Source organism: Pseudomonas sp. NFPP02 (assembly GCF_900119355.1).
Classification (GTDB): Bacteria; Pseudomonadota; Gammaproteobacteria; order Pseudomonadales; family Pseudomonadaceae; genus Aquipseudomonas; species Aquipseudomonas paracarnis.
On record NZ_FPJI01000001.1, the window covers coordinates 619,598 to 631,312 of the forward strand.

The window sequence follows — 11,715 nt, forward strand, 5'->3', positions numbered from 1 at the left end:
CTCGGCTATTTGCCAATGCAAAAGCTGGAGAAAATCCGCCCCAGCAAATCATCCGAGCTGAAAGCGCCGGTGATTTCACCCAGCAGCTGCTGCGCCTGACGCAAATCTTCAGCCAGCAGCTCCCCAGCCCCCGCCAAGGTCAGCTGGGCCCGCCCGTGCTCCAGGGCCGCGCTGGCATGACGCAGCGCTTCCAGGTGCCTGCGCCGCGCACTGAAGCTGCTTTCCGAGGTCTGTTCGTAGCCCATGCATGCTTTAAGGTGCTCGCGCAGCAATTCCAGACCCTCGCCGGCCGATTTCGCGCTCAAGCTGATAGTGACGTGGCCATCTTCACTGGTTTCCAGGGCGATGGCTTCACCCGTAAGGTCGGCCTTGTTACGAATCAAGGTGACTTTGGCCGGGTCTGGCCGTTGTTCAAGAAATTCCGGCCACAAGGCAAAAGGATCCACAGCTTCAGGTGCAGTGGCATCCACCACCAGCAACACACGATCGGCTTCGCTGATCGCCTTGAGCGCACGTTCCACGCCGATCTTTTCCACCTGGTCGTCGGTATCGCGCAGACCTGCGGTGTCGACCACGTGCAGCGGCATACCGTCGATGTGGATATGTTCACGCAAGATATCCCGGGTAGTGCCGGCGATCTCGGTGACGATGGCCGCCTCGCGCCCTGCCAGAGCATTGAGTAGGCTGGATTTGCCGGCATTGGGCCGGCCGGCAATCACCACCGTCATACCATCGCGCAGCAAGGCGCCCTGCCCGGCTTCGCGCAGCACTGTGGATAACTCATCGCGGACTTTATCCAGCATCGCCAATACATGGCCATCCGCCAGGAAGTCTATTTCTTCTTCCGGAAAATCAATCGCGGCTTCGACGTAGATGCGCAGGCTGATCAGTTGCTCGGTCAAGTTATGCACACGCAGGGAAAAAGCCCCCTGCAATGAACGCAATGCGTTACGTGCAGCCTGTGCAGAACTGGCTTCGATCAAATCGGCGATGGCTTCGGCCTGGGCCAGGTCGAGCTTATCGTTCAAGAATGCGCGTTCGCTGAATTCCCCTGGTCTGGCCAGGCGGCAACCCAATTGCAAGCAGCGCTGCAGCAGCATGTCCAACACCACAGGACCACCGTGCCCTTGTAGTTCGAGGACATCTTCACCAGTGAACGAGTTTGGCCCTGGAAAATAGATGGCCAGCCCCTCGTCCAATACGCTGTGGTCGGCATCCAGGAACTGACCGTAATGGGCATAACGGGGTTTCAGCTCCCGGCCGCTGATAGCCTTGGCTGCCACGCCCGCCAATGGCCCGGAAATTCGAACGATGCCGACACCGCCCCGACCTTGAGCGGTAGCGACAGCAGCAATGGTTTCACGAGGAGCGCTCATCAGCGGGTTCCAGAACAAAAGTGACGGAAAGCAAAACGCCCCACTAGGGGGCGTCTTGAGTGGTTATCCACAGAGTAAATTACGCCTCGGCTTTTTTGGTAGCCGCTTCGATTTTACGTGTGATGTACCACTGTTGAGAGATCGACAACACGTTGTTGACCACCCAGTACAGTACCAAGCCAGCAGGGAACCACAGGAAGAAGAAGGTGAAGATGATTGGCATCATTTTCATTACCTTGGCCTGCATCGGATCCGGCGGGGTTGGGTTCAGACGCTGCTGGATAAACATGGTCGCGCCCATGATGATCGGCAGGATAAAGAACGGGTCTTTGATCGACAGGTCAGTTATCCACAGCATGAACGGCGCCTGGCGCATTTCAACGCTTTCCAGCAATACCCAGTAAAGCGACAGGAACACCGGCATCTGTACCAGAATCGGCAAGCATCCACCCAGCGGGTTGATCTTCTCTTTCTTGTACAACTCCATCATAGCCTGCGACATTTTCTGCCGGTCATCACCATGTTGTTCTTTCAGCGCGGCCAGTTTCGGGGCCACGGCACGCATACGCGCCATCGACTTGTAGCTGGCTGCCGACAGAGGGAAGAAAAGCCCTTTGATCAGCATGGTCAGGAAGATGATCGACCAGCCCCAGTTACCCACGATGCTGTGGATATGTTGCAACAGCCAGAAGATCGGCTGGGCAATGAACCACAGGAAGCCGTAGTCCACAGTCAATTCCAGGCCTGGGGACAACTCTTTCAGTACCGCCTGGCTTTTAGGACCGGCGTACAGGGTAGCGCTGGTTTCAGCCTTGGCACCTGGAGCAACGGTCAACGCCGGGCCAGTGAAGCCAATGATGTAATTGCCCTGGCTGTCCTTGCGGGTTTGAACCAGGTTCGCGTCACCCTTGTTCGGAATCCAGGCGGTCACGAAATAGTGCTGCAGCCACGCTACCCAGCCACCTTGGACGGTTTCTTTCAGCGTGCCCTTGTCGATATCTTTCATCGACACTTTTTTGTACGGCTCGTTACTTGTCCACAGGGCGGCGCCCAGGTAAGTGGCGGTGCCGGTGGCGGTGCTGGAAGACGGATCGGAGCTGGCGTCACGCTTGAGCTGGGCAAACAGGTTGCCACTCCAGGCTTTGTCGCTGGTGTTGTCGATCAGGTAAGTGACCTTCAAATCGTACAAACCGCGGGTAAAGCTGAAACGCTTGATGTAGTTGACACCGTCGAGGCTGAATTTCAGGTCGACGTTCAACTGGTTCTGGCCGTCTGCCAGTTGATAAGTCTTTTGTTCGGTCGAATAAACCGGACGACCGGTAGCACGTGCATCCGGACCATTGGTACCAGTCAGGCCGCTTTGTGCCAGATAAGTACGTTCACCGCCGTTATCGAACAGTTGGAACGGCACATCCGGATGGTCTTGGCGACGTGGATACAGCGGCAGCTTCAGCTGTGCGATATCACCACCCTGTGGGTCGATAGCCAACTCGAGCACATCCGTTTTCACGTGGATGAGGTCTTTGTTGGTGACCACTGGCGTTTCTAACGGGGCACTTGTCTCGCCATTCGCGCTGGGTACATCGGCACTCGCGGACGCATTGTTACCCAGCGGGGTGTCCGGAATAGCCGGCGCAGCCTGATTGGTAGCAACATTCTGAGTCGGCAGGGCAGCCTGACCGTAGTCCTGGTTCCATTTAAGGACCATGACATAGGACACGATTGCCAGGGCGACGATCAGGATTGTGCGTTTAATATCCATGATTACTCGGCCATCGAAGAAGAACGGGAGGTAGGGATAGGTGGAACCGGGTCATAACCACCGGGATTCCACGGATGACAGCGACCTAAACGACGAAAGGTCAGCCAGCCACCGCGCAGAAGACCATGATTTTCTATGGCCTCTAACGCGTAGCAGGAACAACTGGGGTAGAAACGACAGTGACTGGCCATCAGAGGACTAATGGCATAGCGATAAAACTGGATCGGAACGATTGCCAGTTTACGCATCAAGGCTGTCTACCCCTACAGTTTCGGTGCTGACTGCTGGTGCTGGCTTGTGGGTACGCGCCAAACGTTTCCAGAGCTTGCCGAAATGCTGAATCAATTCGGGGTTTTCTACATCACCCAAGCCTTTGCGCGCGACGATAACAATATCCCAACCAACCAGAGTGTCCTGGTGGAGGCGAAACGATTCGCGCATCAGACGCTTGAGGCGATTGCGCTCAACGGAGAGCTTTACGCTCTTCTTGCCGATCACCAACCCGAGACGGGGGTGATCAAGATCGTTGTTACGCGCAAGGAGCAGGAGATTTTTCCCCGGAACCTTGCCGGTGGGGGAGTCAAAGACTGCCTTGAAATGCCGGGGGGTTAGCAGACGCTTTTCCCGACTGAAGTCCTGACTCACCACCAGTACCGGATTATCAAACTGCCAGACGCGCACGACCTTTGGCGCGGCGACGCGACAGGACAGCACGGCCGTTCTTGGTAGCCATGCGAGCACGGAAGCCGTGAGTACGGGCGCGTTTGATGGTGCTTGGTTGGAAAGTACGTTTCATGGCGTTGTTACCTGGTTCGTCCACAACGGGCCGGAATGGCCCCCGTTTTAAGAGACCGGCGATTCTAGAGAAAGCAAGCCTCTAGGTCAATTTCCAACCAGCTTTTCCTTTAATTAGATGTCGACGGGGTCCTGGCGCCCTTCTGCCCGTTTGGCTTCCATCCGGCAGGCGATAGATATAAAAATAAAGAAGGAAGTTATTTAAAGCTTTTCTGTAAAGCTTATAAAAGCTAGGAGCGCGATCATCTGTGGATAACTGCTTTTAGCCCTTGTTCCACGTGGTGTACAGAGAATGACAACACGGGGGAGAAGCGGTGCTCTGCCTGTGCTGCGCTATCGGATAAGCTGTGTGTGGAACGGGTAGTTATCCACAGGCCAGTTACCCACAGACTTTTGACCCCACTTGTGCAACGAGCTCAGGTGGGTTTATCCACAGAGCTTATGCACAGACCACTGGTCGCCTTTTTAGCGGTTAAAGCATTGATTTTGGGTGGCCTGTGAGCAACCTACATGTGGATAAGTGGACGGCTGGCCGCTACAATGGCGGCTGTTTTTGCCTCACCGGCTTTCAACTTAGGGGATATCCGTGTCAGTGGAACTTTGGCAGCAGTGCGTGGAGCTTTTGCGCGATGAGCTGCCTGCCCAGCAATTCAACACCTGGATCCGTCCGCTACAGGTCGAAGCCGAAGGCGACGAGTTGCGTGTCTATGCGCCCAATCGTTTTGTCCTCGACTGGGTCAACGAGAAGTACCTGGGCCGCGTTCTCGAATTGCTCGATGAACATGGCAACGGTCTGGCGCCTGCTCTCTCCTTATTAATAGGCAGCAAGCGCAGCTCGGCTCCCCGCGCCGCGCCGAATGCGCCATTGGCCGCCGCTGCGTCGCAAGCCCAGGCCGCAGTGGCGCCTGTCGCCGCAGCACCTGCACCGACATCTGCGCCGTCCAAGCCGTCTTCGCGCAAAAATGCGCCAGAGAATGAGGAGCCGTCCCGCGACAGCTTCGACCCGATGGCTGGTGCCAGCTCCCAACAGGCGCCTGTGCGCTCCGAGCAACGTACTGTGCAGGTAGAAGGCGCGCTCAAGCACACCAGTTACCTGAACCGCACCTTTACCTTCGAGAACTTTGTCGAAGGCAAGTCCAACCAACTGGCCCGAGCGGCCGCCTGGCAGGTCGCCGATAATCCCAAGCATGGTTACAACCCGCTCTTCCTTTATGGCGGCGTGGGCTTGGGTAAGACGCACTTGATGCACGCCGTCGGTAACCACCTATTAAAGAAGAACCCGAATGCCAAGGTGGTTTACCTGCATTCGGAGCGCTTCGTGGCCGACATGGTCAAGGCCTTGCAGCTCAACGCAATCAACGAGTTCAAACGTTTCTACCGCTCCGTTGATGCCCTGTTGATCGATGACATTCAGTTCTTCGCCCGCAAGGAACGTTCCCAAGAGGAGTTCTTCCACACCTTCAACGCCCTGCTCGAAGGTGGCCAGCAGGTCATCTTGACCAGTGACCGTTATCCGAAGGAAATCGAAGGCCTGGAAGAACGTCTGAAGTCGCGTTTCGGCTGGGGCCTGACGGTTGCAGTCGAGCCACCGGAGCTGGAAACCCGTGTTGCCATCCTGATGAAGAAGGCCGACCAGGCTAAAGTCGATCTGCCGCACGATGCTGCGTTCTTCATCGCCCAACGCATCCGTTCCAACGTGCGTGAGCTGGAAGGCGCGCTCAAGCGGGTCATCGCTCACTCGCACTTCATGGGCCGCGATATCACCATCGAGCTGATTCGCGAGTCCTTGAAAGACTTGTTGGCCTTGCAGGACAAGCTGGTGAGTGTGGATAACATCCAGCGCACCGTGGCCGAGTACTACAAGATCAAGATTTCCGACCTGCTGTCCAAGCGCCGTTCGCGCTCGGTCGCACGTCCACGCCAGGTTGCCATGGCCCTCTCCAAGGAGTTGACCAACCACAGCCTGCCGGAAATCGGTGATGTGTTCGGCGGACGCGACCACACCACGGTCTTGCACGCATGCCGCAAGATCAATGAACTTAAGGAATCCGACGCGGATATTCGCGAGGACTACAAGAACCTGCTGCGTACACTGACTACGTGATGACACCAGCGCAGCTTATTAAGGCAAGGGACTAGACCATGCATTTCACCATTCAACGCGAAGCCCTGTTGAAACCCCTGCAACTGGTCGCAGGCGTCGTCGAGCGCCGACAGACCTTGCCGGTGCTTTCCAACGTATTACTGGTGGTCGAGGGGCAGCAGTTGTCCTTGACCGGTACCGACCTGGAAGTCGAACTGGTGGGTCGCGTCCAGCTCGAAGAGCCCGCCGAACCGGGCGAGATCACCGTGCCGGCGCGCAAGCTGATGGATATCTGCAAAAGCCTGCCCAACGATGCGCTGATCGACATCAAGGTGGATGAGCAGAAGTTGGTGGTCAAGGCAGGCCGTAGCCGTTTCACCCTGTCGACCTTGCCGGCCAATGACTTTCCAACCGTAGAAGAAGGCCCGGGCTCGCTGACGTGCAGCCTGGAGCAAAGCAAGCTGCGTCGTTTGATCGAGCGCACCAGCTTCGCTATGGCTCAGCAGGACGTGCGTTACTACCTCAACGGTATGCTGCTGGAAGTATCGGAAGGCATCATCCGCGCCGTGGCCACCGACGGCCACCGTCTGGCAATGTGCTCGATGCGTGCCGATATCGGTCAGCCGGATCGTCACCAGGTGATTGTTCCACGCAAAGGTATCCTTGAACTGGCGCGTTTGCTCACCGAGCCGGACGGCAACGTCAGCATCGTGTTGGGCCAGCACCACATTCGTGCCACCACCGGCGAGTTCACCTTCACCTCCAAGCTGGTCGACGGCAAGTTCCCGGACTACGAGCGTGTGTTGCCTAAAGGTGGCGACAAGCTGGTGGTCGGTGATCGTCAGGCCCTGCGTGAAGCCTTCAGCCGTACTGCGATTCTTTCCAACGAAAAGTACCGTGGTATTCGCCTGCAACTGGCCAACGGCCAACTGAAAATCCAGGCCAACAACCCGGAACAGGAAGAGGCGGAAGAAGAAGTGGGTGTCGACTACAACGGCGCATCGCTGGAAATCGGCTTTAACGTGAGCTACCTGTTGGACGTGCTGGGTGTCATGACCACCGAACAGGTTCGTCTGATCCTGTCGGACTCCAACAGCAGCGCCCTGGTGCAAGAATCTGACAACGACGACTCGGCTTACGTTGTCATGCCGATGCGCCTGTAATCATGCTCAGCAGAAGCTAGATGTCCCTTAGTCGCGTCTCGGTCACCGCGGTGCGCAATCTGCACCCGGTGACCTTCTCCCCTTCCCCCCGCATCAACATCCTCCATGGCGCCAACGGCAGTGGTAAAACCAGCGTGCTGGAAGCCATCCACCTGCTGGGGCTTGCGCGTTCCTTCCGCAGTGCCCGTTTGTTACCCGTGATTCAGTACGAACAATTGGCCTGTACCGTATTTGGCCAAGTGGAACTGGCTGAGGGCGGACATAGCAGCCTGGGGATATCGCGTGATCGCGGTGGCGAATTTCAGATCCGAATCGACGGGCAAAATGCGCGCAGCGCAGCGCAACTGGCCGAGATCCTGCCGTTGCAACTGATCAACCCCGACAGCTTTCGATTGTTGGAGGGGGCCCCGAAAATCCGTCGGCAGTTTCTCGACTGGGGCGTGTTCCACGTGGAACCACGCTTCATGGCCACTTGGCAGCGCCTGCAGAAGGCCCTGCGGCAGCGGAACTCATGGCTGCGGCATGGTACACTTGACGCCGCTTCGCAAGCAGCCTGGGACCGTGAACTGTGCCTGGCCAGCGACGAAATAGATGAATACCGCCGCGCCTATATCAAAGCCTTGAAACCAGTCTTTGAGCAGACCTTGAGCGAGTTATTGGATCTCGAGGGGCTGACGCTGAGTTATTACCGGGGTTGGGACAAAGAGCGTGAGCTGAATGCAGTGCTCGCAACGTCCTTGCAACGGGATCAGCAAATCGGACACACCCAGGCCGGCCCCCAGCGCGCTGATTTGCGCCTTAGATTAGGTGCACACAATGCTGCGGATATATTGTCCCGCGGCCAGCAGAAGTTGGTGGTCTGTGCGTTGCGTATCGCGCAAGGCCATTTGGTTAGCCAAGCTCGACGCGGTCAGTGTATTTATTTGGTGGATGACTTGCCGTCTGAGCTCGACGAGCAGCACCGCCGCTCGCTATGCCGCTTGTTGGAAGACTTACGCTGCCAGGTGTTTATCACCTGTGTAGACCACGAATTATTGAGGGAAGGCTGGCAGACGGAAACGCCAGTCGCTTTGTTCCACGTGGAACAAGGCCGTATCACCCAGACCCACGACCATCGGGAGTGAAGGCATGAGCGAAGAAAACACGTACGACTCGACCAGCATTAAAGTGCTGAAAGGTTTGGATGCCGTACGCAAACGTCCCGGTATGTACATTGGCGACACCGATGATGGTAGCGGTCTGCACCACATGGTGTTCGAGGTGGTCGATAACTCCATCGACGAAGCTCTGGCCGGTCACTGCGACGACATCAGCATTATCATCCACCCGGATGAATCCATCACCGTGCGTGACAACGGTCGTGGCATCCCGGTAGACGTGCACAAAGAAGAAGGCGTTTCGGCGGCAGAGGTCATCATGACCGTGCTCCACGCTGGCGGTAAGTTCGACGACAACTCCTATAAAGTATCCGGTGGTTTGCACGGTGTAGGTGTGTCGGTAGTGAACGCCCTGTCCGAAGAACTGATCCTCACTGTCCGCCGTAGCGGCAAGATTTGGGAGCAGACCTACGTCCACGGCGTACCACAGGAACCGATGAAAATTGTCGGCGACAGTGAAACCACCGGTACCCAGATCCACTTCAAGCCATCGGAAGAAACCTTCAAGAACATCCACTTTAGCTGGGACATCCTGGCCAAGCGGATTCGTGAACTGTCTTTCCTTAACTCCGGTGTCGGCATCGTCCTCAAGGATGAGCGCAGCGGCAAGGAAGAGCTGTTCAAGTACGAGGGCGGCCTGCGTGCGTTCGTTGAATACCTGAACACCAACAAGACCGCGGTCAACCAAGTGTTCCACTTCAACATTCAGCGCGAAGACGGCATCGGCGTGGAAATCGCCCTGCAGTGGAACGACAGCTTCAACGAGAACCTGTTGTGCTTCACCAACAACATTCCACAACGCGATGGCGGTACTCACTTGGTGGGTTTCCGTTCCGCGCTGACGCGTAACCTGAACACCTACATCGAAGCGGAAGGCTTGGCGAAGAAACATAAAGTCGCCACCACCGGTGACGATGCCCGTGAAGGCCTGACGGCGATTATCTCGGTCAAGGTACCGGATCCGAAGTTCAGCTCCCAGACCAAAGACAAGCTGGTGTCTTCCGAAGTGAAGACCGCGGTTGAACAGGAAATGGGCAAGTACTTCTCCGACTTCCTGTTGGAAAACCCGAACGAAGCCAAGCTGGTCGTCGGCAAGATGATCGATGCTGCCCGCGCTCGTGAAGCCGCGCGTAAGGCCCGTGAGATGACCCGCCGTAAAGGTGCGCTGGATATCGCCGGCCTGCCAGGCAAACTGGCTGACTGCCAAGAGAAAGACCCTGCCCTCTCCGAACTGTATCTGGTGGAAGGTGACTCTGCTGGCGGTTCCGCCAAGCAGGGGCGTAACCGTCGCACCCAGGCCATCCTGCCGTTGAAGGGCAAGATCCTCAACGTTGAGAAGGCCCGCTTCGACAAGATGATTTCTTCCCAGGAAGTCGGCACCTTGATCACGGCATTGGGCTGCGGTATTGGCCGCGATGAGTACAACATCGACAAGCTGCGTTACCACAACATCATCATCATGACCGATGCTGACGTCGACGGTTCGCACATCCGTACCCTGCTGCTGACCTTCTTCTTCCGTCAGTTGCCGGAGCTGATCGAGCGTGGCTATATCTACATCGCCCAGCCGCCGTTGTACAAAGTGAAAAAGGGCAAGCAAGAGCAATACATCAAAGACGACGACGCCATGGAAGAGTACATGACGCAATCGGCCCTTGAAGATGCGAGCCTGCACCTGAATGACGAAGCGCCGGGCATCTCGGGTGAGTCGCTGGAGCGCCTGGTCAACGACTTCCGTATGGTCATGAAGACGCTCAAGCGTTTGTCGCGCCTGTACCCTCAGGAGCTGACCGAGCACTTCATCTACCTGCCAGCCGTGAGCCTGGAGCAGTTGGGCGATCACGCCGCCATGCAAGATTGGCTGGCCCAGTACGAAGTGCGCCTGCGTACGGTGGAGAAGTCCGGCCTGGTATACAAAGCCAGCCTGCGTGAAGACCGTGAACGTAACGTATGGCTGCCAGAGGTCGAACTGATCTCCCACGGCCTGTCCAACTACGTCACCTTCAACCGCGACTTCTTCGGCAGCAACGACTACAAGACCGTAGTCACCCTCGGCGCTCAACTGAGCACCCTGCTGGACGACGGTGCTTACATTCAGCGTGGCGAACGCAAGAAGCAGGTCAAGGAGTTCAAGGAAGCCTTGGACTGGTTGATGGCGGAAAGCACCAAGCGTCATACCATCCAGCGCTATAAAGGTCTGGGCGAGATGAACCCTGATCAGCTGTGGGAAACCACCATGGACCCTGCTCAGCGTCGCATGCTGCGTGTGACCATCGAAGACGCCATTGGCGCAGACCAGATCTTCAACACCCTGATGGGTGATGCGGTCGAGCCTCGTCGTGACTTCATTGAGAGCAATGCCTTGGCGGTGTCTAACCTGGACTTCTGATCAGGCACATCAGCTAAAAACAAAAGGCCAACGCTTAGCGTTGGCCTTTTTTATTGGTCTGTAGACTCGAATTCTTAAATGCTCCACGTGGAACATCGGCGTACTCAATTTTGCGCGGCGGGTGTCACACTCTCCAACCGATACCCGTACCCATAGATCGTCAACAGCTGCCAACCGCGATCAGCTGTCAGCCCTAGCTTGTTACGCAGGCGGTAGATATGCGTGTCCAACGGCCGCGACGACACCATTTCTTCGTGGCTCCAGAACCGCTCATACAGGTACTCGCGAGACAACGGTCGGGCCAGGTTGGCAAATAGACAACTTGCCAAACGGTATTCTCGTTCTGTGAGGTTGATGGGTTTGCCCGCTCGGGTGACGGTCAGTTCGGCATCGTCGAACGTCAGATCGTTAAAGCTCTGCACTTCCTGGGTAGCCGACTTTTGCAAACCGTGGCGCCGCAGCACGGCGCTGACTCGGGCTTTGAGTTCGTTGGGCCGAAACGGCTTGCTGACATAATCATCCGCCCCGCTATTCAACGCCGTTACGATGTCACTCTCGGCATCGCGACTGGTGAGCATGATCACGGCAGGGGGCGATTCCATGTGCTCGCGAGTCCAGCGCAATAACGCGATCCCGGAGATGTCCGGCAGTTGCCAGTCAAGAATCAGCAGGTCAAAGGTTTCCCGGCGTAGCTGGCGCAGCAGGTCTTCACCACGTTCGAAAAAATGCAGCGACCAAGGCTGTTCAGTCGGGCCGGGAATCTGTCGCAGTGTCTGTTCCACCCGTCGCAACTCCGCGGGTTCGTCATCCAGTATTGCGACACGCATGGGTGGGGTCCTTCCTACAAAAAACGAGAGCTTGGATAGGGGCACATGCTGTACAAATGCCGGCCTCTGAATCTGAATAATTATGGGCGGATTTTACGGTGCTCGTATCTCTCGATACGCTGAAAGCGCCGTAAACGCCACCCACTACGTCCTCAAAGAAAGA

General features: G+C 56.7%; 10 protein-coding genes. 4 read left to right on the forward strand and 6 right to left on the reverse strand.

Annotated elements, in window-relative coordinates:
* Positions 1–5: 5 nt before the first annotated feature.
* From mnmE to rpmH, 5 genes are all read right to left on the reverse strand, one after another.
* Positions 6–1,376 (reverse strand): tRNA uridine-5-carboxymethylaminomethyl(34) synthesis GTPase MnmE, encoded by a 1,371-nt coding sequence (gene mnmE / locus BT204_RS02850; RefSeq protein WP_014720595.1) that lies wholly within the window; start codon positions 1,374–1,376, stop codon positions 6–8.
* 79 nt (positions 1,377–1,455) lie between these two features.
* Positions 1,456–3,138 carry a membrane protein insertase YidC gene (gene yidC / locus BT204_RS02855; protein WP_054898311.1) on the reverse strand — a complete coding sequence of 561 codons (1,683 nt, stop codon included), beginning with the start codon at positions 3,136–3,138 and terminating at the stop codon, positions 1,456–1,458.
* Positions 3,139–3,140: 2 nt separating this feature from the next.
* The gene (yidD, locus tag BT204_RS02860) at positions 3,141–3,386 is read right to left on the reverse strand and encodes a membrane protein insertion efficiency factor YidD (protein WP_019816912.1); all 246 of its coding nucleotides are present in this window, start codon (positions 3,384–3,386) and stop codon (positions 3,141–3,143) included.
* A complete protein-coding gene (gene rnpA, locus BT204_RS02865; RefSeq protein ID WP_003177079.1) occupies positions 3,379–3,783 on the reverse strand; it encodes a ribonuclease P protein component in 405 nt (134 codons plus the stop codon). Before rnpA ends, yidD begins: the two co-directional genes overlap by 8 nt.
* Before the next feature lie 16 nt (positions 3,784–3,799).
* On the reverse strand, positions 3,800–3,934 hold the full coding sequence (rpmH, locus tag BT204_RS02870) for a 50S ribosomal protein L34 (RefSeq protein WP_003213577.1): 135 nt from the start codon (positions 3,932–3,934) through the stop codon (positions 3,800–3,802).
* A gap of 585 nt (positions 3,935–4,519) precedes the next feature.
* Between rpmH and dnaA the strand changes: the two genes are divergently transcribed.
* The 4 genes from dnaA to gyrB are packed head-to-tail and all read left to right on the forward strand — an operon-like array spanning position 4,520 to position 10,725.
* Entirely contained in the window at positions 4,520–6,037 is a 1,518-nt protein-coding gene (gene dnaA / locus BT204_RS02875) for a chromosomal replication initiator protein DnaA (RefSeq protein WP_003187249.1), read from the forward strand.
* Positions 6,038–6,075: 38 nt separating this feature from the next.
* Positions 6,076–7,179 carry a DNA polymerase III subunit beta gene (dnaN, locus tag BT204_RS02880; protein WP_003187250.1) on the forward strand — a complete coding sequence of 368 codons (1,104 nt, stop codon included), beginning with the start codon at positions 6,076–6,078 and terminating at the stop codon, positions 7,177–7,179.
* Positions 7,180–7,199: 20 nt separating this feature from the next.
* Entirely contained in the window at positions 7,200–8,303 is a 1,104-nt protein-coding gene (gene recF, locus BT204_RS02885; RefSeq protein WP_020302573.1) for a DNA replication/repair protein RecF, read from the forward strand.
* A gap of 4 nt (positions 8,304–8,307) precedes the next feature.
* Positions 8,308–10,725: a DNA topoisomerase (ATP-hydrolyzing) subunit B gene (gene gyrB / locus BT204_RS02890; protein WP_003187253.1), complete on the forward strand. Its 2,418-nt coding sequence runs from the start codon at positions 8,308–8,310 to the stop codon at positions 10,723–10,725.
* A 104-nt stretch (positions 10,726–10,829) separates the two neighbouring features.
* On the opposite strand, the gene BT204_RS02895 is transcribed toward gyrB, so the two are convergent.
* The gene (locus BT204_RS02895; RefSeq protein ID WP_054917009.1) at positions 10,830–11,552 is read right to left on the reverse strand and encodes a response regulator transcription factor; all 723 of its coding nucleotides are present in this window, start codon (positions 11,550–11,552) and stop codon (positions 10,830–10,832) included.
* Positions 11,553–11,715: the final 163 nt, after the last annotated feature.

Excerpts from the sequence above, each read along its gene's own strand:
- mnmE (WP_014720595.1), bottom strand. The coding sequence starts at position 1,376 with ATGAGCGCTCCTCGTGAAACCATTGCTGCTGTCGCTACCGCTCAAGGT.
- recF (WP_020302573.1), top strand. The coding sequence starts at position 7,200 with ATGTCCCTTAGTCGCGTCTCGGTCACCGCGGTGCGCAATCTGCACCCG.
- rpmH (WP_003213577.1), bottom strand. The coding sequence starts at position 3,934 with ATGAAACGTACTTTCCAACCAAGCACCATCAAACGCGCCCGTACTCAC.
- gyrB (WP_003187253.1), top strand. The coding sequence starts at position 8,308 with ATGAGCGAAGAAAACACGTACGACTCGACCAGCATTAAAGTGCTGAAA.
- BT204_RS02895 (WP_054917009.1), bottom strand. The coding sequence starts at position 11,552 with ATGCGTGTCGCAATACTGGATGACGAACCCGCGGAGTTGCGACGGGTG.
- dnaN (WP_003187250.1), top strand. The coding sequence starts at position 6,076 with ATGCATTTCACCATTCAACGCGAAGCCCTGTTGAAACCCCTGCAACTG.
- yidC (WP_054898311.1), bottom strand. The coding sequence starts at position 3,138 with ATGGATATTAAACGCACAATCCTGATCGTCGCCCTGGCAATCGTGTCC.
- yidD (WP_019816912.1), bottom strand. The coding sequence starts at position 3,386 with ATGCGTAAACTGGCAATCGTTCCGATCCAGTTTTATCGCTATGCCATT.